The following is a 22,164-nucleotide window of genomic DNA, read 5'->3' as shown; positions in this document are numbered from 1 at the left end:
AAATAATATATAGGGATTAGCTTTTCATAGCATCAATAAACTGAGATAATTCAATTAAGGTGGGTACAGTAAGCCGTTCTACTTTGTGGTGGGTTATACCCCGGAACAGAAACTGACTCCAACAACCTATGAGTACAGGATATTGTGCCAAGAGCACGTGTAAGAAATTTCGTTAATTTTCCTCTGGTTGTTGGGTTCACCACCTTAATTGGAGGTATGGTAAAATGGATGCTATTTTAGAATGCTGTGCTGGGTTGGATGTCCATCAAGAAACTGTAGTTGCTTGTGTTCTCTTCGGACCCCTTGAACATAAGCCGAAAAAGGAAATCAGGACGTTTGGTACGACAACGCCTGAACTTTTGATCCTTGCTGACTGGCTAGAAGAACAAAAGTGTTCCCATGTGGCGATGGAAAGTACGGGAATCTATTGGAAGCCTGTCTGGAACATTCTTGAGACGAGTTCGTTTCAACTCATCCTCGCCAATGCCCAACGAATCAAGAATGTACCCGGACGAAAGACAGATGTCAAAGATGCTGAATGGATAGCCCAGCTCCTTCGAAGTGGTTTGATTGAAGGGAGTTTTGTTCCCCCCGTGGAAATCCGTGATTTAAGGGATCTAACTCGGTATAGAAAGAAACTTCTGCAAGATGTGACTCAAGAGAAAAATCGAATTCACAAAGTGTTACAGGATGCCAATATCAAAATCACAACCTATATTTCGGATATCTTTGGTGTTTCAGGACGTAATATCATGGAGTCGCTTATTGATGGAGAAGTCATAACCACAGAAAAGCTGACCAAGATGGTAAAGGGAAAGGTAAGAAGTAAAGTTCCCGGTTTGGTTGATGCTTTAAACCATCAACTACGAAGCCATCACAGAGAAATGATTCGTTATTCTTGGGAACACCTGGGGTTTTTAGAACAAACCATTACTCATGTTGAGATGAGAATAGACCAATGTTTAAGCCCCTACCGACAAGACATTGAACTCTTGAATTTGATACCCGGCGTAAACTCAACAGCAGCTTCCGTAATGGTTGCTGAGCTGGGTACAGACATGTCTGTATTTCCAACAGATAACCATGTATCTTCTTGGGCTGGAGTATCTCCCGGTAATAATGAGAGTGCGGGTAAAAAAAAAGAGCAGGAGCCACATCGGGGAACAAAGCATTAAAGGCTATTTTATGTGAATGTGCATGGGCAGCCTCTAAGACAAAAGATACCCGCCTATCTGCGACTTATTGGAGATGGGTGAAACGGATGGGAAAGAAAAAGGCGTTGGTGGCCTTAGGACATCTAATACTTCGAATTGCCTACAAGATATTGCTAACTAAAGAACCGTACCAAGAATTTGGAACGGAATACCTAGTCAAAAGCGAACAAGACAAAGAGCAACGCATAATTAGACAACTTCAATTGAAGGGTTATCAAGTTTCGAAAGTAGGTTGATCCAATATTGAACAAGTATTTTAAGAGATCAGAAGTATCTCTCGGGCATCCTATTGTTATTTTGAGACTTTAAGGTGTAAGCCCTGAACATGAATTGAGAGATTGGAGACTATATTTTCGTAAGAAAGTATAAGTTTAGGGCAGATAAACTCTAAGTGCAACCAGCGGTTTCGCTTTCCTACGATGAATGCGGTTAAGTTCGGCAGGATAAGGCGACTAAGGCCACCGCTTTGGCGCTGACCGAGTCTTCTATATCCTACGATGCATGTATTTATGTCCGGCAGGATAAGGCGACTAGGGCTAGCACCTTCGCTAGGGCTTGGCGCAAGCCAAGTTTTCTTTATACTAACAGAAAGTATAAATTTTTGGCAGATAGCATAAGTGCAACCAGCGGCTTTCGTTCTCGCTAAAGCTCGGCGAAAGCCGGGTTTTCTTTATTCGACGCTATTCTTGGTTGAAAAGAAATCTAGACTGAGCTATAATTGGTACCAGGTCACAAAAACAGAGAAAACGGTGATGAAATTGACTCGACATCACAAACAGGAGAGGCATCAAGCTCTCCAGGATGAAATTGTAAAGAATCCTTTCTCAACGGATGAAGAACTAGCCAAGCGTTTTAGCGTGAGCGTGTCAACGATTCGCTTAGATCGTACAGATTTAGGGATTCCCGAACTGCGTGAACGCACCCGGGCTGTCGCGCATGAAGCATATGGTACCCTTAAGTCGCTTGAAGAGCAGGAATTGATAGGCTTACTCACTGAACTTAGGATTGGAAAATTAGGACGTTCGGAGATGCTCATTGAAGAGAACATGGTTCTTGACAAAGCAAGAGTCGCGCGAGGACATCATTTATTTGCTCAAGCAAACTCTCTGGCTATAGCGCTCGTCGATAATGAGATGGCGGTAACTGGTAGTGTTGATCTTAAATTTCTGCGTCCAGCCCACCTCGGAGAAACGGTAATTGCTGAAGGTAAAGTTCTGAAACGCAAAGGAAATAAATATTGGGTTGATATAACCGCTCAGGTGGATCAGGAAGACGTTTTAGTAGGGCATTGGATACTTTTTGGTTTCGATGAGGAGATTAGCCTTTAGAAATTGGAGGGGGAAATGAATGAAAATCGCCATCGACGCTATGGGAGGAGATTATGCTCCCCAGGAAATTGTTAAAGGTGCTATTCAGGCAGCACTAATGTATCCAGATACAGAGGTTATCTTGGTTGGTCAGACTACACGAATTTCTGAGTTTTTGTCGAGCTCAGATCAGCCGAAAAATTTATTGCTGAGAGAAGCCACTGAGGTTATCAGCATGGAGGAACATCCTGCGAATGCAGTCCGCAAGAAAAAGGATGCTTCGATTGTCGTTGCGACCCGAATGGTAAAGGAAGGAGAAGCTGATGCAGTGGTAAGCGCTGGTAGTACAGGTGCCCAAATGGCTGCTGCCTTACTTGGCTTGGGCCGGATCAAAGGGATTGAACGCCCGGCGATTGGGACCGTAATGCCTACCTTAGAAGGGGGCAAACTTCTCTTGGATGTGGGGGCTAACCCGGACGCTAAACCGGAACATCTGGTGCAGTATGCCATGATGGGAAGCATCTATGCCGAGAAAATCTTGGGACTGGGAAACCCGCGTGTTGCGCTTTTGAATATTGGGAGTGAAGAGACCAAGGGTAACGAATTAGTTCAGGCAACTTATCCGCTGCTGAAACAGGCCCCGTTAAATTTCATTGGGAATGTTGAGGGACGAGATATATCTTATGGTCGAGCCGATGTTGTGGTTTGCGATGGTTTTGTCGGGAATGTTTTACTGAAAATGGCGGAGGGGCTGGCTGGTGCTTTATTTCAAATCATTAAGGAAAAAATAACCTCCACAACGCTTCGAAAACTTGGAGCGCTTGCGATTAAACCGGGCTTGAAAGAGATTGCCCAAATGATGGATTATGCGGAATATGGTGGAGCCCCCTTGTTGGGAGTAAACGGGATCAGTGTAATCTGTCATGGAAGTTCCAAACAAAAAGCGATCTTTAACGCAGTGAGGGTTGCTCGTGAATGTGTAGAGAGCCGATTTATTGAAGCGATTCACGAAGAATTACCTCGTTTCTTAACAGAACCCATTCAAAAGAAACAATAAAATGCTTTAAGAAAGCTCAAATATTTTAAAGGGTACACGGAGTGAGAAAAAAATAGAATGGGAGAGAATGAATATGTTACACAGCGTGGGAATTGTAGGTACCGGTTCGTATGTACCTGAAAAGGTTTTAACGAATGCAGATTTGGAGAAGATGGTAGATACGAATGATGAGTGGATCGTGAGCCGGACGGGAATTAAGGAACGTCATATTGCTGACCCTGAGACTCCGGTTTCTGAACTCTGTTATCAGGCTGCTTTAAAAGCCTTAGAGGATGCGAAAGTAGCCCCTGAGGATGTTGATCTCATCATCATTCCTACGGTTACAGCAGACTACCTTTTTCCGTCGACCGCAGGGTTAGTGGCAGATAGACTTGGCGCGAAGAATGCTGCGGCGTTTGATTTGTCTGCAGGCTGTACTGGTTTTTTATATGGGATTACAACGGGTGCTCAATTTGTCTCCACGGGAATGTATCGAACAGTCTTGGTTATCGGTGCTGAGACTTTAAGTAAGATACTTAATTGGGAGGATCGTTCGACTTGCGTCTTATTTGGGGATGGTGCTGGCGCGGCGGTGTTACAGCCTGTTGAAGAAGGATATGGATTTTTAGGGTTTGAACTTGGGGCAGATGGTTCTGGAGGTCACCTTTTGACATGCCTAGGAGGAGGATCGAAGAATCCAGCGAGTATCGAGTCGGTCCAAAATAAGCTGCACACAATCCGTATGGCGGGGAGCGAAGTGTTTAAATTTGCCGTAAGGATCATGGGGGATGCTTCATTCAAAGTTCTCGAAAAGGCAGGGCTAAAGAAGGAAGATATTGACTTATTTATACCTCATCAAGCTAATTTGCGGATTATTGACTCAGCCGTAAAACGCTTAGGTATCGATCCAGAGAAGGTTGTTGTTAACCTTGACCGTTATGGAAATACATCTTCCGCCTCGATTCCCTTGGCTTTGGATGAAGCCTCACGGGGCGGACGGTTAAAGTACGGGGATAACCTGTTAATGGTTGGTTTCGGGGCTGGGTTAGCTTGGGGTGCTACGGTGCTTAGGTGGGCGAAGAGATAAGAGATAAGACATAGAGCCACTGATCTGGCGTTTTAGAAGAGGCGTTTTAGTGATGATTAGGATCAGATAAAATTTTCTGAGGGATTAGAAATTGGATAAGAGAAAGGGATTATAAGGATGATTAATAGCAGAATCTGTGATTTGCTCAACATACAGTACCCGATTTTCCAAGGTGGGATGGCTTGGGTTGCAACGGGTGAACTAGCAGCTGCGGTATCTGAAGCTGGGGGCCTCGGAATTATTGGGTCCGGTCAAGCACCAGCGGATTGGGTTAGAAGAGAAATCCAAAAAGTTAAAAACAGAACCGCTAAACCCTATGGAGTTAATGTGATGCTCATGTCTCCTTTCCTCGAAGAAGTGATGCAAGTCATTCGGGAAGAACGGGTACCTGTGATTACAACGGGTGCAGGGAACCCTGGAAAATATGTACTGGCTTTGAAAGAAATCGGAACTAAGGTCATTCCGGTTGTTGCCTCAGTTGCCTTAGCCAAACGTTTGGAAAGAGCAGGCGTAGATGCGCTTATTGCTGAGGGGATGGAATCCGGTGGACATATTGGAGAAACGTGTACGTTTCCTCTAGTCCCACAGGTTGTGGATGCGGTAAAAATTCCGGTCATTGCAGCGGGTGGAATTGTTGACGGACGGGGCTTATTGGCGGCACTTGCTTTGGGAGCAGAGGGAGTCCAAATGGGAACCCGGTTTATGTGTGCCGAGGAATGTGTCGTTTCTCCGAAAGTTAAAGAAGTTATTCTGAAAGCTAAGGATCGAGATACTGCCGTTACGGGGCGCTCGACAGGGCATCCTGTTCGTTGTATTGATAACCGGTTTACCCGCGAGTTTGCACAAATGGAGAAAGATGGGGTCTCTCCGGTTGAATTGGAAAAGCTTGGTGCCGGCAAACTCCGCATAGCGATGGTCGACGGGGATGTTCAAAACGGTTCGGTCATGTCAGGCCAAGTGGCTGGGGCAGTCACACGGATTGAACCGGCGGCCGCGATCGTTCGGGATGTCATGGAAGGTGCAGAACGAGAAATCCAAAAAATGTCGAAACGTTTTACGTTTTAAAAAAGGAGCTTCGATATGGGGAAACTGGCATTTCTTTTTCCAGGGCAAGGGTCTCAAGCCGTGGGGATGGGGCAAGAACTTTTTACCCTCCCTGAAGGACGAGAAGTTCTTGAGATTAGCCGAAAAGTTTTAGGGGAAGAATGGGCGAGGGTGATGTCCGAAGGCCCGGAAGAGGTTTTGCGTCAGACTAAAAATACTCAACCGGCTTTGCTTTTAGTCAGTGCTGCGGCTTGGAAAATAGTTCAAACGGCGGGAATCCAACCGGATTATTTGGCGGGACACAGTTTAGGAGAATATTCGGCGCATCTCGCAGCAGGCAGTCTAACCCTCGAAGAAGCGGTTAAAGTTGTCCGTACTCGCGGGGAACTGATGCAGGCGGCCATGCCCGCTGGCCAAGGGAGCATGGCTGCAATCCTCGGACTCGAGACAGCCAAAGTAGAAGAAGCATGTCATGACGCTTGTGAAGCTCAGGAGTGGGTTGGCCCGGCCAACTATAACTCCCCCGGACAAGTCGTCATTTCTGGAGAAACGGCGGCTGTCCAACGGGCGATTGAGAAGGCTAAAGTTTTGGGTGCGAAACGGGCGATTCTTTTAGCGGTCAGTAGTGCTTTCCATTCTCCTTATATGAAAAAGGTTGGTGAAGAGCTCAGGCCTGTCTTGGAGCAGGTCAATTGGAAAACTCCGCAGCATTCGGTGATCGCAAATGTTAATGCCCAGGAAATTCAAGATTCTAACCAGATTATCGAGAGTCTGGTGAACCAAGTAAGTGCTCCGGTGCTCTGGGAACAATCGATCCGCTATCTCCAGGAGCAAGGGGTGGATACCTTCCTCGAATTGGGCTCGGGGAGGGTTCTGACCGGTCTCGTCAAGAAAATTGTGCCAGGGGCTGTCCTCCTGAATGTAGAGAATTTGGCGAGTTTAGAAAAGTCACTTGCATATTTAAAGGAGAGTCGATAAAATGTTTCTGAAAAAGAGCGTAGCGGTTGTGACGGGAGCAGGCCGTGGGATTGGTCGAGCCATTGCTCTGGAACTGGCCCGAGCTGGGGCTCAGGTTGTCGTTAACTATGCAGGCCATCCAGATCAAGCCGAAAAGACCGTAGCTATGATTCAAGACTTGGGTGGAGAAGCAATTGCTGTGCAAGCGGATGTCAGCCAGGCTATGGATGTAGAACGCTTAATTAAGATGGCAGTGGATACCTATGGAAAAGTTGATATTCTCGTGAATAATGCAGGTATAACTCGGGATAATTTACTTTTGCGGATGAAAGAAGCTGACTGGGATGCTGTACTCGATACAAACCTTAAAGGTGTGTTTCTCTGTAGTAAGGCAGTGAGTAAGGGAATGATGAAGCAACGCTCAGGCGTGATTGTCAATATCTCCTCTGTAGTGGGGGTTTCGGGTAATGCCGGACAAGCAAATTACGCGGCCGCAAAAGCAGGAATCATCGGGTTCAGTAAATCGATGGCTAAGGAACTTGCACCACGGGGAATTCGAGTGAATGTTGTTGCACCAGGGTATATTTCCACAAATATGACGGAAAGCTTACCGGAAGAAGTGAAGCAGCAGATACAGCAAGGAATTCCCTTAGGTCGTGTCGGGAATCCAGAAGAAATTGCCCAGACTGTATTATTCCTAGCTTCTCCGGCATCGTCTTATATTACGGGTCAGGTTCTTTCTGTTGATGGTGGAATGGCAATGTAAAATTGTGAGAGGAGGTGAATTGGCAACATGGCTGTTTTCGAGAAAGTTAAATCCATCGTCGTGGATCAACTCGGGGTGGATGAGGAAGTAATTTCCTTAGAAACCTCCTTCACAGAGTTAAATGCAGATTCTTTAGACATTGTTGAACTTATTATGGCTCTTGAAGAAGAATTCGATCTGGATATTCCGGACGAGGATGCAGAAAAAATCCGTACTGTTGGAGATGCAGTAAACTACATCAAAGAAAACAAATAGTGCCTTGAAAGTCCCGTAGAGCACTGCGGGACTTTCTTTACCCTACGATGCATGTAGTTAAGTGTGGCAGGATAAGGCAGCTAAGGCTACCGCTTTGGCGCTAGCCAAGTTTCCGATATAAAGGAGATTCTCCTTTCAGGCTTCACTGAAGGGTTTCAAATAAGGTTTCAGTTTTGGATAAAGTTTGATTTGAAATTATAAAATATAGCTTCATTTTTGAAGGTTGAACAGGAGGAAAATCAGTGAAAATACCTGAACTCCATTTTGCGAATTTAGTCGCCAAGGTTCCTGTAATTCAGGGAGGTATGGCTGTGCGAATTTCCATGGCTCCTTTAGCGGTGGCAGTAGCAGAAGAGGGTGGAATTGGTTTAATCGCCGGGAGCGGGCTTTCGGTCGAGGAATTACGTCAGGAAATTCGCGAAGCACGAAAACGAACTCAGGGGATTATCGGGGTAAACATCATGTTTGCTGTACGCGAGTTTGCCCAGTTGGCTAAAGCGGCTTTTGAGGAAAAAATTGACCTGCTAGTATCTGGTGCAGGCTTCTCACGGGATATGTTCGGCTGGGGAAAAGAAGCAGGAATTCCAGTGGTACCGATCGTTTCCACAGCAAAGCTAGCCCGGATTTCGGAGAAATTGGGAGCAGCGGCTATCATTGTTGAGGGCTATGAAGCGGGTGGACACTTAGGAACTGAACGCTCGATGCGCGAAATCTTGCCTGAGGTTAGGGAAGCTGTGAAAATACCGGTTATCGGTGCCGGCGGCGTGATGAATGGGCAAGACGTGGTCGAAGTGCTGCTTCTCGGAGCGGATGGAGTTCAGATGGGTACGCGTTTTGCGCTAAGTGAAGAAAGCAGCGCAGCCCCGGAATGGAAAGCGCATTTAATCAATGCCCATGAAGATGATATGGTGATTATTCATAGTCCGGTAGGTTTATCCGGCCGCGCTATCCGTAATTGCTTCACCGATAAACTTCTCGGGAAGAAAGATGTTCGACCGAGAAAGTGTGATGGTTGTTTGAAAGAATGCAGAGCAAATTTCTGTATTATGGATCGCCTTAATAAAGCCCAGCAAGGAAATATTGAAGAAGGTTTAGTTTTTTCAGGGGCTAATTATGGTCAAGCAAAAAAGGTGTTATCAGTTCACCAGATTTTCGAGAATATTAAAGCTGAAATAAAGCGTGTTGATTAATAGGTTTATCCAGAATAAGGAGGATGGGTAGTTTGCAACATCGTACAGTGGTTACCGGTATGGGAGTTCTCTCGCCGGTTGGAAATACGCTAGAAGATTTTTGGAATAGTTTGATTCATGGAGAGTCGGGGCTAGATTTTATTACTCGCTTTGATGTCAGTAATTTGCCGACGAAAGTGGCGGGTGAAGTTAAAAATTTTGAACCAACCGAGTGGCTCGATAAGAAAGAGAGCCGTCATATGGACCGCTTTGCCCAATTCGCTGTCGCGGCTGCGAAAATGGCTATTGAGGATGCAAAACTGGATTTAGATAAAATCGATAAAGAACGAGCCAGTACCGTCGTCGGTTGCGGAATTGGCGGGATGACAACCTTTGAGGAACAGAAGGAAGTTTTAATGGCGAAGGGTCCAGGAAGGGTCAGTCCCTTCTTTGTCCCGATGTTGATCAGTAATATGGCAGCAGGACATGTATCGATCGCCTTCGGTTTACAGGGCACCAGCAACACGATTGTCACTGCCTGCGCCTCAGCAACGAATGCCCTTGGCGAAGCGATGCGCTTGATTGAACGGGGTGAGGCAGATATTGTTCTGGCAGGTGGTACGGAAGCTCCTTTAACTCCCTTAGCCTTTTCTGGTTTCTGCTCCATGAAAGCCATGTCCACGGAAAAAGAAAATTCCAAAGAGGCGTCTAGACCTTTTGATGCGCGGCGAACTGGATTTGTCATGGGAGAAGGCGCGGGAATTCTTGTTCTCGAATCCCTGGAACATGCCAAAGCGCGTAAAGCTAAGATCTATGCTGAGCTGGTGGGTTATGGGAGTACTTCGGATGCTTATCATATTACGACCCCTGCCCCGGGTGGCGTCGGTGCAGCACGCGCTATGCGTTTGGCATTAACGAGTGCGGGGCTTAAACCTGAAGACGTGGATTATATTAATGCTCATGGAACAGGTACGGGTGCGAATGACTCGGCCGAAACGGTAGCCATTAAAACTGTTTTTGGGGAGGACGCTTACAAAGTTCCCATCAGTTCAACGAAGTCCATGACGGGCCACCTGATGGGTGCGACGGGTGCGATTGAAGCCATCGCTTGTGTCTTAACGATTCAAAACGGGGTTATTCCGCCAACGATCAACTATGGTGAGCTGGACCCGGATTGTGACTTGGATTATGTACCCAATCAAGCTCGAGCAAAAAAAGTAGAAGTAGCATTATCCAATACCTTTGGCTTCGGAGGTCATAATGCTACAATTGCTATAAAGAAGTACACAGAGTAGTAAGGAGTTTAGCAAGTGATACAGAAACATCGAGACTCAGTAAAGTCAGGAAAAAATCCCCAAAAAGTAGACATGCAAGGGAATACCTCTGGTGAGAGCAAAGGCTCTCGCCGGAGATCTCCTTCAGTACCGATCAAGAAAAAGAGGATTGGGTTGCAACTTGCTCAACGATTGGAACTCAATCCTCTGCCCAATCGCTTATTTACGACAGCCCTCACCCATCCCTCCTTCTTATTCGAAAATCCACAATCTAACATGGAAAATAACCAACGCCTGGAATTTTTAGGAGATGCTATCTTGGATTTTGTGGTGGCGGAATATCTTTATCTGATTTATCCGGGTCGACCCGAAGGTGAGCTCACGAAAATGCGGGCAGCAGTCGTTAATGAGACTACTTTGGCTCGAATAGCCCAAAAAATTAAATTAGGACAAGAACTTCTTCTGGGAAAAGGGGAGCAAGTCTCGGGGGGAAGGGAAAGACCTTCGATTCTAGCCGATGCTCTCGAATCGGTTATTGGGGCAATTTACCTCCAATACGGGCTTCAGGAAGCTAGGCGTGTGATTCTTGAACTTTTAAAACCGGAGATTGCAGAAGTTGCCGAAGGAAATTACGGGGACTATAAGACCTTGCTCCAAGAAAAAGCGCAACATGAAGAAGCAGAGGTTAGCTATCAGATTTTAGCAGAAGAGGGCCCTGATCATAATAAACGCTTCACGGCCGGAGTTTTCTTAAAAGGCGATCTCAAAGGGAAAGGGGTAGGTCGAACGAAAAAAGAAGCGGAACAGCGTGCTGCCCAGCAAGTTCTGGAGGAATTTGGAGGAGAGGACCATGGCTAAGGCCGGTGATCCCGCAGTTTTTTTGAAGTCAGTTTCGATCCAAGGGTTTAAGTCCTTCGCGGATAAAGTTAAGCTTGAGTTAGGACATGGCTTGAGTGTCGTGGTCGGGCCAAATGGGAGTGGTAAGAGTAATGTCGCGGATGCCGTGCGGTGGGTACTTGGCGAACAAAGTGCTAAGAATTTGCGCGGCGGAAAAATGGAGGATATTATCTTCGCGGGGAGTACTGTAAGACGTCCAGTCGGGATGGCCGAAGTATCCTTAGTTTTTGATAATTCCACCGGAATTTTTGCACTTGATTTTCAAGAAGTGACGATTACCCGTCGTGTCTACCGAGATGGGGAGGGACAGTTCTTCATCAACCGTGCTCCCTGCCGCTTAAAGGATATTCATGAACTTTTCATGGATACGGGAGCAGGCAAAGAGGGATTCTCAATTATTGGTCAGGGCCGAATTGAGGAGATATTGAACCTAAAGTCGGAAGAACGCCGTAGTTTAATTGAGGAAGCCTCAGGTATTACCAAATACCGGATGCGCAAACGCGAAGCATTGAAACGCTTGGATGAGACGGAACATAATCTGGAACGGTTAGAGGATATCGTTAATGAGATCGAGGGACAACTGACGCCCTTGGCTGAACAAGCTCGGGTTGCCGAGCAATCCATGACATTAACTCAGGAGCAACAAAGTCTAGAAATCCAAATTATGGTTCGTGACTTGAGCGATGTCAGGAATAAACTCAATCTTTCTGGTGCAGAAGTGGAGGGCCTGCGTTTTGCCTTAGCTACGGCCCTGAGCGAATTGGGCCAAGCGGAGAGCCAGACGATTGAGGATAAGGTCGGCTTAAACCAGCTTGACGAGAAAATTCAGAACCAGCAGGAAGAGACCTATAAGATCGAGCAATCCCTGAATCAGATTATTCAAGAACTGAGGATACGCCAGGAGCGGGAGGGCTATCTCGTTGAGCAAATTGCTCGGGTGAGTAAAGATGATCAAGATAGAGCAGAGAAGAAGCGGCAGACAGAGGAACGGCTGACCGCTTTAGAGGGAAAGCAAGCCGTACTCGAACAAACGGTTGCCGAGGCGAGCCATACGGTCCAGAAAGATGAACTTCAATTCGCTGAAGCGAAGGCCAAGAGCGGATTAAAAGAAATTGATGAACTCAAAGCCCAGGCCACGCGGAGCCTCGCCGAGCAAACCGAGGTTAACCAGGAATATCAGAATGCTGAACATTCCTTAGCCGATGTTCAAGCGCAAGCTCAACGGGTTTTTGAGGAAAAAAGGAACAAGGAATTCGAGCGGGCGCACGTGGAAGAGCAAGTGAAGGAGCAAGGTCGGGGCATACAAGCGCTCGAACAACAGGAACAGGAAAATCTCCACGAAATTAATGAAAATCAGGTCGAGCTACAAGAGATTACCGCCCGGGGCAAAGAGGAACAGGGTAAGCTCCATGAACTCAACCGGGAGCTTGAACGGATGCAAGCGCGTCATCAGGCGTTAAAGGGTCTCGAAGAGTCGCTGGAAGGCTATCAAAAGGGCGTTCGGGAACTACTACAGGCCAAAAAGAAGAATGCTCAAGCTTGCCCGGGATTGTGCGGGACAGTTGCTGATCTGATTACGGTCGAGAAGCGCTATGAAGTGGCGATCGAAACTGCCTTAGGAGCAGGTCTTCAGAATCTTGTTACAGAAACGGAAAAGGACGCCAAAGCTGCAGTTCAATCTCTCAAGGACCATCAGTTAGGACGAGCGACTTTTCTTCCCTTGGATGTGATTCGCGGAGGACGTGCGACAGTCACTCGAGACGTGAGTAATGATCCTGGCTTCATCGGAATTGGTGCTGATTTAGTGCAGTTTGCCGATCATTATCTAGCCGCAATCGAATCTCTACTGGGGCGGATATTGATCGTTAGTGATATGGAAGCAGCAACGAGGATTGCCCGAGCCTCTGGATACAGAGCGCGGATTGTGACCTTAGAGGGAGATCAGGTGCACCCAGGGGGATCTTTGACCGGGGGAAGCCAAACACGCCGAGGCGGAAATTTATTAGGACGTTCACGTGAGCTTCAGGAACTGAGCCAGGAACTTGAAAAACGCCATCTAAAACAAAAGGAACAGGAAAAAGAGGTTCAAAGCTTAACCCAAAGCCAACAAAATGTGGAAGAACTTCTCAAGAAACTCGTTTCTACGGGACAGCGGGTTAAACAAGAGCTTGCCGTGGAACGGACTAATGATAAGAATACGCGCGAACGATTGAACCATTTGGAGAAAGAGTTTGAAACTTTTCAGGGGCGAGAAGAAGTGCTCGCTCAAGAGGAAAAAACCTGGGCTGATCGCAAGCAGAGCCTGGAACAGGCTTTAAGTGATTGCCGAAGACGAGCAGAAATGTCCAGTCAGACTTTAGCTTGTCAGGAACAAAAAGCGAGGGAAGCCAGCCAGGAAGCTGAGGTTATTCAGGAACGTTTGACTCAGGCCAAGATCCAGCTTGCCAAGTGGGAACAAGAACTTCAACAAGCAGGAGAACAACTCGAGCAAGAGAACGGCACACACGCTGAACTGACTGAAATTTTGCGACAAAAGCAGGAGGAACGTTTAAACCTAGAAACAGCTCAGCAAACGTTAATCCAGGAACAAAAGGGTTTAGAGAAACAGCGTGTTGAGACCTTAGAACTTCATCTTAAGAGTCAGGAGGCCCTAATCCTAGTACGGAAAGAGAGGGAAGGGCTATCTATCCGGCTTATCGAGAAGGAACAGGTTGTCAAGAATAAACGGCAAGAGCAGCAGAGTGTAGAACAAAAACTTCATGCCTTAGAGCTTCGCACGGCCCGCTGGGAAACCGAGTGGGAGACAGGATTGAACCGTCTGCAAGAGGAATTTACCCTAACCTGGGAAGAGGTACAAGATTATCCTGCAGAGCTGGAACGAGCGGATTTGGGGGCACGCGTTCAGGAGGTCAAGCGTCAAATTGAGGAACTAGGACCGATCAACCAGGCGGCGATCGAGGAATATCCAAAAATGTTAAGCCGATATGAGTTTTTAACGACGCAGAAGCAGGATTTAGTGGAAGCCAATGACTCCTTGCATGCTTTGATAGGTGAGCTGGATAAAACCATGTCTGAGCGCTTTGCTGAAGGGTTTAAAGCAGTGAATGAAGCCTTCCAGACAGTTTTCAAAGAACTTTTCAACGGTGGCTATGCGGAACTTCGCCTGGATGATCCCAATAACCTTTTAGAGACGGGGGTCGAGATTATCGCCCAACCTCCTGGTAAGAAACCGCAGCTTCTTTCTCTTTTATCTGGAGGGGAGCGGGCGTTGACAGCCATCGCCCTACTTTTTGCCCTTCTGCGGGTGAAACCGAGCCCGTTCTGTATTCTTGATGAGATTGAGGCTTCTTTGGATGATGCGAACGTCAACCGTTTCGCCCAGTATATCCACCACCTTGCCGATTCCACTCAATTTCTTGTTATTTCTCACCGGAAAGGGACGATGGAGGAAGCAGATGTTCTCTATGGAATCGCGATGGAGGAGTCTGGGGTGTCCAAGCTTTTATCGGTGCAGATGGAAGAACACGATACGCAAACTGCCTAAACTTAATTAGATTTAAACATGAAATACTCGTTACCCACTTGTAATTTATATTTTTCTTAATGTTTAAGGCATCAAAGCGATGCCTTTTTCCGTATTTATGCGCTCATTAGCTACACTGATGTTCTTAACAGCTATCCTCTGAGCGTTTGAGCGCCTGTCCAAATTGTGGTACAATATCACCAAAGGTGTGCCTAGATAAGGGAGGAAATCCATTTGGCCGGCTTCTTTACGAAATTAAAAGAGGGATTGACAAAAACTCGGGATCAATTTGTTACTAAGGTAGAAGAGATATTAACCGGTCGCCGGAGAATTGACGAAGAACTTTATGAAGAATTAGAAGAGGTATTAATTCGTTCAGATGTGGGGGTTACGACCTCAATGGAGTTGGTGCAGCGCTTGCGCCAAGAAGTGAAGAAACGAAAACTTTCTGAAGCACAGGAACTTCGGGAAGTTCTGAAAGAAGAAATTACCAATCTCCTGGGAGACGAAGTACCTCTTCAATTTGCTGAAAGCGGCCCGAGCATCATGCTAGTGGTCGGGGTAAACGGTGTGGGGAAAACCACAACGATTGGCAAACTTGCGCATTATTTTAAAGATGAGGGACAAAAGGTTATCCTTGTGGCTGGGGATACGTTTCGGGCTGCAGCCATTGATCAACTAGAAATTTGGGGACAACGTGCAGGAGTGGAAGTCATCAAACAACGTGCAGGTGCAGATCCTGCAGCTGTGGCCTATGACGCGATTCAGTATGCGAAATCACGGGAAATTGACCTCGTGATCATGGATACAGCAGGCCGACTCCACAACAAAGTGAATTTGATGGAAGAGCTCCGAAAAGTGAAACGCGTGATTGAACGAGAAATTCCGGGTGCTCCGCATGAAGTTTTACTGGTTTTGGATGCGACGACTGGACAAAATGCTATCCAACAAGCCAAGCTCTTCCAGGAGGTTGCCGGTGTAACCGGAATCGTCCTGACAAAATTGGATGGGACAGCTAAAGGCGGTGTCGTCTTAGGGATTCAAGGAGAGGTCAAGATCCCGGTCAAATGGGTTGGTGTTGGTGAAGGAATGGAGGATTTACATCCTTTTATCCCGCAGGATTTTGCTAATGCCCTTTTTAGTCAAACGGAGGAGGAAAATCCACTGGAAGAGGGGGAAGAATCTTGAGCCGGTTGGCGCTGATTGGCGGAACAGGGTTAGAGAATCTGTCATTGAAGGATTATCATACGGAAACTGTCCCAACCCCTTATGGAGAAGTGCAGGTCAATTGCGGGTGGCTGGGTGAAGGTCAGGAAGCGATTGCTTTTATGAGTCGGCATGGCAAAACCCATGCTATTCCTCCTCATCTCGTGAATTACCGGGCGAATATTTGGGCTTTGAAAGAGCTGGGAGTTTCGAAGATCCTAGCTACAGCAGCGGTCGGCTCTTTATCTACTCGGTATAAGTTGGGAGATCTCGTTCTGGTCGAACAATTTCTTGATTTTACGAAAAGTCGTCCCCAGACCTTTTATGAAGGGGCCGACTCTGGGGTTCTCCATGTTGATATGACAGAACCGTATTGTCACTCGATGCAAGGCGACATTCACAAAGCGGCCGAAAAACTCAAGGTGGCGCTGAAGGATGGGGCAACTTATGTTTGTACGGAAGGTCCACGCTTTGAAACACCTGCGGAAATCAAGATGTATCAGATGCTCGGAGGAGAACTGGTCGGGATGACCAGCGTTCCTGAGGTCGTACTTGCTAAGGAATTAGGAATGTGCTATGCGGCAATTGCCATGGTGACGAATGAAGCAGCAGGAATAGCCAATCATCCGTTAACCCATGCTGAAGTTTTGGAAAGTATGAAAACGATGGACAAAACTGTCGCACGCTTAATCGAGGAGACTTTTCGGACTATTCGTCCGGAGCAGGATTGTCGGTGTGGGTTAGCGAATGCTGAGGTCGGTAAGTTTTAGAAAGGCGGTAGGGATGTGAAAGCATTAGAATGGTTGGGAAATTCCCTGCGAATTCTGGATCAGACAAAGCTCCCGGTGGCAACGATATATCGAGATGTTTCAACCTATGAAGAACTGGCTCAAGCGATTGAGAAGATGGAAGTCAGAGGAGCACCGGCAATCGGAGCTGCTGCTGCTTATGGCTATGCTTTAGGAGCGCTGAAGTATACGGGCGATCGAGCTGGCTTTCAGGATTATATGAATACGGTGAAGGAGCGTTTAGCCAATACTCGCCCGACTGCAGTTAACTTATTTTGGGCGTTGTGCCGGATGGAAGACTGTTTACGTAATTTATATGAAGAGGAAGACTTGGACGCAATTCGCAAGACTTTAGTTGCTGAGGCAGAGAGTATCGCTGAGGATGACCGAAGGGTTAATCATTTGATCGGGGAACAAGGTAATCCGATTGTTCCCGAAGAAGCGAATATCCTGACCCACTGCAATGCGGGGGAACTTGCTACGGTTGAATTCGGAACGGCGCTGGGCGTGGTTCGAGCTGCCCACCAAGTGGGTAAGAAAATCCACGTCTATGCTGATGAAACACGTCCGTACTTACAAGGAGCTCGGCTGACGACGTTAGAGTTAATGAATGACAATATTCCCGTCACGTTGATTGCCGACAATATGGCAGGTTATCTGATGCAACAGGGAAAGATCGATCTTGTGATCGTGGGCGCAGATCGAATTGCTGCCAATGGGGATACAGCGAACAAGATTGGAACCTATTCTGTAGCAGTTTTAGCTCATGCTCATGGAATCCCGTTCTATATTGCTGCCCCGACTTCGACGGTCGATCTTAAAATGCCAAGCGGACAAGAAATTCCGATTGAAGAACGAAATCCCAATGAGTTACGGGAATTATTTGGAGTACAGACTGCCCCGGCTGAGGTGCCAGTATATAACCCAGCCTTTGATGTAACGCCAGCGAAGTATATTACAGGGATTATTACGGAAAAAGGGATTGTTTCCCCACCATTTTCAGTGAATCTCTTAAAAATGTTGGTACGTTCTTAATGCTGAAGACCAAGATTATTGAGATTGGCCGAGAAATTATTCGGACAGGCTTAGTTGCTGGGACTTGGGGGAATATCTCGGCGTGGGATGAGTCGCAAGCGGGATTTTGGATTACCCCAAGTGGGATGGATTATCTCTCCCTAAAAGAAGAAGATTTAGTGCTGATGAACCTGCAAGGGGATGTTCTTGAAGGCCAGCGTACACCTTCTTCAGAGGAACAACTCCACCGGGCCATCTACTCGCAGCGCAAAGAGGTTAAAGGCATAGTACATACGCATTCCATTTTCGCGACAGCTCATGCGGTTGCCCAAGTTCCTCTTCCCGGCTTGGTTGAGGATTTTGCCATGATTGTGGGCGGGGAAGTGAGCGTCGCGGATTACCACCGGGCTGGCACCGAAGAATTAACTGAGGCAGCAGTGCGGGCACTCGCCGATAAAAATGGGGTGTTCTTAGCTAATCATGGCTTAGTCGGTGTAGGACGCAGTGTCGAAGAGGCCTTAAAAGTCTGCCAGATTGTGGAGAAGAATGCCCAAATACATATCATGTCACGAATGTTGGGCAACCCTGTCCTTTTAAGTGACGAGGATCAACGTCAGCTGCGATTCGAATATTTACATAACTATGGTCAGAAAGGTTAAGCGTTAATTTGTCAGTTATAGAACGAGTTTAGGGTAGACAATGAAGAGATCTGGGTCATGTAGCTTCTTGCCCATCCGTACCTTCGGGCGTGAATCTCCACTGGAGACTCACGTACTCAGCGCTCCAGGGCTGGCGCACTTGCTTCCGTGGGAGCTTCATGTGCCTTATCACCCTTCCGCGAAATCGTTCACTCCTGTGCAATATAGGAGACTGGCTTAGAGTTGAGGTACGAGACTTAAGCCTTAGTCGACTTATCCTCGAAGGGGAGAAGCTACGCTTACAGGTTCCTTTTTAGTTATTCTTAAAGGCTTTTTATGAGTAGAAAGTAGAAGGAGTGAGCTATTGTGTCCAAAACCCTTATCAGAGCGATGATCTTGCCTATGACTGGGCAGGATGTTTTTTATCCTGAAGGAGAAATTGCGATTGAGGGGGATCGGATTCTCTCTGTAGGCCCGAAAGGTTCTGCTCCGGCGGATTTCACACCGGATCGCGTTTTAGACCTGCCCAATGATGTTGTGATGCCAGGACTGATCAATACGCATACCCATGCTGCCATGACCTTGCTGAGAAGTTATGCGGACGACCTGCCTCTGATGCCTTGGCTGCAGGATAAGGTCTGGCCGTTCGAGGCGAAAATGAGCAAAGAAGACATTTACTGGGGAACAAAACTGGCTTTAGCCGAAATGATTTTGTCGGGAACGACAACGATGCTGGATATGTATGGTGATATGGATCGGGTGGGCGATGCTGTCCTTGAAACAGGGACTCGTGCCGTACTTTCCCGCGGTATGATTGGCAATGCTCCCAACGGAGAAAAAGCCTTTCAGGAATCGATTGAACTTGTTGAGCAATACAACGGCGCCGGGGATGGAAGAATCTCGGTCATGTTCGCGCCCCATGCACCCTATACGTGCTCAGGAGAATTTATGCAAAGGGTGACAGCTGAAGCGGATCGCCGAGGCGTGGGCATCCATATTCATCTTGCCGAAACACTCGATGAGATTAACACCATTCAAGAACAGCAAGGGAAAACCCCGGTCCAGTGGCTCAATGATCTCGGTATTTTCGGAGGACATGTGGTCGCAGCCCATTGCGTGCACCTCACCGAAGAAGATATGAATATTTTAGCGGAGAAAAAAGTCGCTGTGGCTCATAACCCCGAGAGCAATATGAAGCTCAACAGCGGTACTGCTCCCATCCCTGAACTGCGTGCCAAAGGGGTTCTGGTCGGTTTAGGTACGGACGGCGCTTCCAGCAATAATAATCTCGATCTTTTTGGAGAGATGCGCAGTGCAGCTCTCCAGCAGAAGTTGAGAAAAGACTCCACAGCCCTACCTGCTTATGAGGTTTTGGAAATGGCGACGATTGAGGGAGCTAAGGCCTTAGGATATAACGATGTAGGTATGCTTGCTCCAGGCTATAAAGCGGATCTGATCACGATTAACTTTGATCAACCGCATTTTTATCCTCGCTTTTCCATCCCTGCTCATCTCGTCTATGTTGCCCATGCCGGCGATGTCCGCACGATGATGGTCGATGGTAAGTTCATCATGGAAGAACGTAAGATCTTGACCATGGATGTTAAAGAGGTTTGCCAAGAAGTTGAGACTCGGGCTAAACGGATTGCGGCGGAGTTTGAGAAATAGACTATTAAAGCAAATAAGGTATCCCCAGGATTTTGCTTTACATCGGTCACTTTGTAAGCTACGCGGACCAGACTAATCGCTCAAGTTCTTTGCTCCGACGGGGGAAAGGCGTTGGGAGCCTTTCCCCAATAATCGCCGCGCAGGGATGCTATGCCGTCCATGGCGCACCCTGCACTAGGCACGTCCTGTGCCGTCGCCTTGGCTCTGTTGGCGGTTGGAAACGTCCTGTTTCCAACCCGTCTCCGCTGCGTACTTTTCGCGAAGTCTGGTATCCGCTCGCTTTGAAGGCGTTCCCTCTCGTAAATCAAAATCCTTCGGTTGTTTCTGGGGTTTCTTGCTTTGGTAATTCTGATAGCTATGTATGAGTGGCTATTCTTTAGTTCACTAAGAAATAGCGAAATACTAAGAATATTATGGAAAAACGATCAAAATATCAGTATATCTTATAAATTTACAACTTGGCATACTATTTTCGTGTTATCCTTTTATTCCAAATTATAGTAGCATTAACCTGCAAGGCATAAAAGGTGGTTTCTTGAGTAAGAATATCCTAGAAGGGTGGTGATTCTGATGGAACGTAATGAACTTGTTTTAAGAGCGGTTGTTGAAAAAGAAGGAAATGGTTTTTCGTCGATCTGTTTAGATATTGACGTTGCTAGTTGCGGTTCAACGATTGAAGAGGCGCTTGAAAATTTAAAGGAAGCAGTAACATTATATTTACAGTATGCGTCCGAGAACGGGAAATTTGAGACTATGGTGCCAAGACCCGTACCTAAGAATATCATGAAACATTATAACAAGAAATTACGTGACAAATCGTCAGAACGCCAGGAGCATCTTAGGCGAGAGCCATTACTTACTAATAACTTTCCTTGTAGGGTAGTGCTGCAGCCTCAATATGCCTTCTAGGGAAAAGAAACGAAAGAAAGCCGAAAGCCTTGCCATCAACCATATCCAGTAAGAGCCTAATAAGGGTTCTGCAGAAACTTGGGGCTAAACCTGATAGAGAAGCAAGCGGGAGCCACCAAATGTGGACGAGAGAAGTAAACGGAGTTAAGAAAGTTGCTGTAATTGTACTGGGTAAAAAAGAAATTCCGCAGGGAACTTTTCGTTCCATGTTACGACAATTGGGAATTTCTGAACAAGAGTTCTGCACCTACCTAAGTGCAATTTTTATTTTTATTGATTCTTTAAAATCAATGGTACAAGGCCTTTTTAATACGTTCATAATCTGTTTTTAATGGATTAATAATGATGCTCTCACCGATAGGTGGGGGCTTATCTCTTTTAATACTAAAAATTTCTTCCGAACAACTGGCGGTTTTGATGAACGATTATTTGAGGTGATTGAAATGTACATAGCTTTCCCAGCAGATAAAAAAGTTAAAGCTCGACTTGATGCTGTCTGTAAATCTCTTCGAATTACCTATGAAGAATGGCTTGAAGCTACTCTTTGGAATCAAAGTATGATGTTTAGGTTAGGTTTCTACACAATCCTGAAGATCAGATCTCTTGGAACTGGGGAAAAAACTTTGCCGTTTTGTTCGAATAGTGAGGCTGAATAAATCATCTCAATGAAAAGTAGAAAGTAGGGAAGATATGTTCTATTATGGAATTAAAGAAAGTTCAGGTACTCTCTAATTGGTTTCGAGATAAAGCAGTTATGAATTACTATGATAGCCTAAAACGAATTTACCCCATTATCTCGAAGTATGGGATAAAGAAACCAGAGATTCAGATCCGAACCATGAAAGCAAGATGGGGTTCTTGTATCAAAGATAAGAACATTATTTTGCTTAACTCTGAACTGATTCAAGCACCTAAATTTTGCATCGATTATGTTATCCTTCATGAGCTAAGCCATTATAAGTACAGAAATTATGATACTGCGTTTTATAATTTCATGACCGCACTCATGCCTGACTGGAAACAGAGGAAAGAGATCCTAGATGAAGAGGTCGTAAGACTGCTCTAAAGGGGGGGGGAGATGCAATGGCAGATATCAAATTCGAAATAAAAGAGACAATCGGTGTTCTCTCAGAATCATCCAAAGGCTGGAAGAAAGAACTTAACTTTATAAGCTGGAACGACAAAGATCCCAAGTATGATATTCGTGACTGGTCGCCTGATCATTCTAAGATGGGGAAGGGTGCAACGCTTACCGTTGAGGAACTAAAAAGTCTTAAAGGACTGCTAGACGGGATGGATCTGAATTTGTAAGTATTACTTACAAGTTCAGATTGAAGGAAGCAGAACAGTTAAACGAAAGACACATAATGGTGATCAGAAATGTTAAAGGAGTCTAGATGATGTAAACAATT

23 protein-coding genes are annotated in these 22,164 nt (G+C 46.3%); all 23 read left to right on the top strand.

The annotated features are described in order from the left end of the window. The first annotated feature begins 224 nt into the window (after positions 1-224). The 23 genes from VM640_RS02200 (at position 225) to VM640_RS02090 (ending at position 22,063) form a co-directional block, all read left to right on the top strand. The gene (locus tag VM640_RS02200) at positions 225-1,175 is read left to right on the top strand and encodes an IS110 family RNA-guided transposase (RefSeq protein ID WP_325389463.1); all 951 of its coding nucleotides are present in this window, start codon (positions 225-227) and stop codon (positions 1,173-1,175) included. 86 nt (positions 1,176-1,261) lie between these two features. Continuing rightward, positions 1,262-1,450 (top strand): hypothetical protein, encoded by a 189-nt coding sequence (locus tag VM640_RS02195; RefSeq protein ID WP_325389461.1) that lies wholly within the window; start codon positions 1,262-1,264, stop codon positions 1,448-1,450. Positions 1,451-1,972: 522 nt separating this feature from the next. After that, positions 1,973-2,542 carry a transcription factor FapR gene (gene fapR / locus VM640_RS02190; protein ID WP_325389467.1) on the top strand — a complete coding sequence of 190 codons (570 nt, stop codon included), beginning with the start codon at positions 1,973-1,975 and terminating at the stop codon, positions 2,540-2,542. A gap of 19 nt (positions 2,543-2,561) precedes the next feature. Continuing rightward, positions 2,562-3,578: a phosphate acyltransferase PlsX gene (plsX, locus tag VM640_RS02185; RefSeq protein ID WP_325389459.1), complete on the top strand. Its 1,017-nt coding sequence runs from the start codon at positions 2,562-2,564 to the stop codon at positions 3,576-3,578. Between the two features lie 73 nt (positions 3,579-3,651). Next, entirely contained in the window at positions 3,652-4,644 is a 993-nt protein-coding gene (locus tag VM640_RS02180) for a beta-ketoacyl-ACP synthase III (RefSeq protein WP_325389457.1), read from the top strand. 117 nt (positions 4,645-4,761) lie between these two features. Then, on the top strand, positions 4,762-5,709 hold the full coding sequence (gene fabK, locus VM640_RS02175; RefSeq protein WP_325389454.1) for an enoyl-[acyl-carrier-protein] reductase FabK: 948 nt from the start codon (positions 4,762-4,764) through the stop codon (positions 5,707-5,709). Positions 5,710-5,724: 15 nt separating this feature from the next. Beyond that, entirely contained in the window at positions 5,725-6,666 is a 942-nt protein-coding gene (gene fabD / locus VM640_RS02170) for an ACP S-malonyltransferase (protein WP_325389452.1), read from the top strand. Position 6,667: 1 nt separating this feature from the next. Beyond that, a complete protein-coding gene (gene fabG, locus VM640_RS02165) occupies positions 6,668-7,411 on the top strand; it encodes a 3-oxoacyl-[acyl-carrier-protein] reductase (protein ID WP_325389450.1) in 744 nt (247 codons plus the stop codon). A gap of 27 nt (positions 7,412-7,438) precedes the next feature. Then, on the top strand, positions 7,439-7,666 hold the full coding sequence (gene acpP, locus VM640_RS02160) for an acyl carrier protein (RefSeq protein ID WP_325389448.1): 228 nt from the start codon (positions 7,439-7,441) through the stop codon (positions 7,664-7,666). A 242-nt stretch (positions 7,667-7,908) separates the two neighbouring features. Beyond that, positions 7,909-8,856, top strand: coding sequence for an NAD(P)H-dependent flavin oxidoreductase (locus VM640_RS02155; RefSeq protein ID WP_325389446.1), 948 nt, complete (start codon positions 7,909-7,911; stop codon positions 8,854-8,856). A gap of 23 nt (positions 8,857-8,879) precedes the next feature. Continuing rightward, entirely contained in the window at positions 8,880-10,130 is a 1,251-nt protein-coding gene (gene fabF / locus VM640_RS02150; RefSeq protein ID WP_414647873.1) for a beta-ketoacyl-ACP synthase II, read from the top strand. 15 nt (positions 10,131-10,145) lie between these two features. Further along, on the top strand, positions 10,146-10,967 hold the full coding sequence (rnc, locus tag VM640_RS02145) for a ribonuclease III (RefSeq protein WP_325389441.1): 822 nt from the start codon (positions 10,146-10,148) through the stop codon (positions 10,965-10,967). Next, positions 10,960-14,550, top strand: coding sequence for a chromosome segregation protein SMC (gene smc / locus VM640_RS02140; protein ID WP_325389439.1), 3,591 nt, complete (start codon positions 10,960-10,962; stop codon positions 14,548-14,550). Before rnc ends, smc begins: the two co-directional genes overlap by 8 nt. Positions 14,551-14,763: 213 nt before the next feature. Beyond that, the gene (ftsY, locus tag VM640_RS02135) at positions 14,764-15,717 is read left to right on the top strand and encodes a signal recognition particle-docking protein FtsY (RefSeq protein WP_325389437.1); all 954 of its coding nucleotides are present in this window, start codon (positions 14,764-14,766) and stop codon (positions 15,715-15,717) included. Between the two features lie 11 nt (positions 15,718-15,728). After that, a complete protein-coding gene (mtnP, locus tag VM640_RS02130) occupies positions 15,729-16,505 on the top strand; it encodes an S-methyl-5'-thioadenosine phosphorylase (RefSeq protein ID WP_325389465.1) in 777 nt (258 codons plus the stop codon). Positions 16,506-16,520: 15 nt separating this feature from the next. Continuing rightward, on the top strand, positions 16,521-17,558 hold the full coding sequence (gene mtnA / locus VM640_RS02125; protein ID WP_325389435.1) for an S-methyl-5-thioribose-1-phosphate isomerase: 1,038 nt from the start codon (positions 16,521-16,523) through the stop codon (positions 17,556-17,558). Next, a complete protein-coding gene (locus VM640_RS02120) occupies positions 17,558-18,196 on the top strand; it encodes a class II aldolase/adducin family protein (RefSeq protein WP_325389433.1) in 639 nt (212 codons plus the stop codon). Before mtnA ends, VM640_RS02120 begins: the two co-directional genes overlap by 1 nt. A 345-nt stretch (positions 18,197-18,541) precedes the next feature. After that, entirely contained in the window at positions 18,542-19,843 is a 1,302-nt protein-coding gene (locus VM640_RS02115; protein WP_325389431.1) for an amidohydrolase, read from the top strand. Positions 19,844-20,413: 570 nt separating this feature from the next. Then, on the top strand, positions 20,414-20,752 hold the full coding sequence (locus VM640_RS02110) for a type II toxin-antitoxin system HicB family antitoxin (RefSeq protein WP_325389429.1): 339 nt from the start codon (positions 20,414-20,416) through the stop codon (positions 20,750-20,752). Between the two features lie 29 nt (positions 20,753-20,781). After that, positions 20,782-21,084 carry a type II toxin-antitoxin system HicA family toxin gene (locus VM640_RS02105; protein WP_325389427.1) on the top strand — a complete coding sequence of 101 codons (303 nt, stop codon included), beginning with the start codon at positions 20,782-20,784 and terminating at the stop codon, positions 21,082-21,084. 111 nt (positions 21,085-21,195) lie between these two features. Beyond that, on the top strand, positions 21,196-21,408 hold the full coding sequence (locus VM640_RS02100) for a hypothetical protein (RefSeq protein WP_325389425.1): 213 nt from the start codon (positions 21,196-21,198) through the stop codon (positions 21,406-21,408). A 44-nt stretch (positions 21,409-21,452) separates the two neighbouring features. Continuing rightward, entirely contained in the window at positions 21,453-21,818 is a 366-nt protein-coding gene (locus VM640_RS02095; RefSeq protein ID WP_325389423.1) for a M48 metallopeptidase family protein, read from the top strand. Positions 21,819-21,835: 17 nt separating this feature from the next. Further along, positions 21,836-22,063 (top strand): YdbC family protein, encoded by a 228-nt coding sequence (locus VM640_RS02090; protein WP_325389422.1) that lies wholly within the window; start codon positions 21,836-21,838, stop codon positions 22,061-22,063. Positions 22,064-22,164: the final 101 nt, after the last annotated feature.

It is taken from the genome of Desulfitobacterium sp. (assembly GCF_035539115.1).
GTDB lineage: Bacteria > Bacillota > Desulfitobacteriia > Desulfitobacteriales > Desulfitobacteriaceae > Desulfitobacterium_A.
Note: the sequence above shows the minus strand (reverse complement) of the source record. Positions and strands in the feature narration are given on the sequence as shown.

Coding starts and splice junctions, on each gene's coding strand:
- VM640_RS02195 (WP_325389461.1), top strand. CDS start 1,262: ATGGGAAAGAAAAAGGCGTTGGTGGCCTTAGGACATCTAATACTTCGA.
- fabK (WP_325389454.1), top strand. CDS start 4,762: ATGATTAATAGCAGAATCTGTGATTTGCTCAACATACAGTACCCGATT.
- fabG (WP_325389450.1), top strand. CDS start 6,668: ATGTTTCTGAAAAAGAGCGTAGCGGTTGTGACGGGAGCAGGCCGTGGG.
- VM640_RS02180 (WP_325389457.1), top strand. CDS start 3,652: ATGTTACACAGCGTGGGAATTGTAGGTACCGGTTCGTATGTACCTGAA.
- VM640_RS02095 (WP_325389423.1), top strand. CDS start 21,453: ATGGAATTAAAGAAAGTTCAGGTACTCTCTAATTGGTTTCGAGATAAA.
- VM640_RS02100 (WP_325389425.1), top strand. CDS start 21,196: ATGTACATAGCTTTCCCAGCAGATAAAAAAGTTAAAGCTCGACTTGAT.
- VM640_RS02110 (WP_325389429.1), top strand. CDS start 20,414: ATGGAACGTAATGAACTTGTTTTAAGAGCGGTTGTTGAAAAAGAAGGA.
- plsX (WP_325389459.1), top strand. CDS start 2,562: ATGAAAATCGCCATCGACGCTATGGGAGGAGATTATGCTCCCCAGGAA.
- fabF (WP_414647873.1), top strand. CDS start 8,880: ATGGGTAGTTTGCAACATCGTACAGTGGTTACCGGTATGGGAGTTCTC.
- VM640_RS02120 (WP_325389433.1), top strand. CDS start 17,558: ATGCTGAAGACCAAGATTATTGAGATTGGCCGAGAAATTATTCGGACA.
- VM640_RS02200 (WP_325389463.1), top strand. CDS start 225: ATGGATGCTATTTTAGAATGCTGTGCTGGGTTGGATGTCCATCAAGAA.
- fabD (WP_325389452.1), top strand. CDS start 5,725: ATGGGGAAACTGGCATTTCTTTTTCCAGGGCAAGGGTCTCAAGCCGTG.
- VM640_RS02090 (WP_325389422.1), top strand. CDS start 21,836: ATGGCAGATATCAAATTCGAAATAAAAGAGACAATCGGTGTTCTCTCA.
- smc (WP_325389439.1), top strand. CDS start 10,960: ATGGCTAAGGCCGGTGATCCCGCAGTTTTTTTGAAGTCAGTTTCGATC.
- acpP (WP_325389448.1), top strand. CDS start 7,439: ATGGCTGTTTTCGAGAAAGTTAAATCCATCGTCGTGGATCAACTCGGG.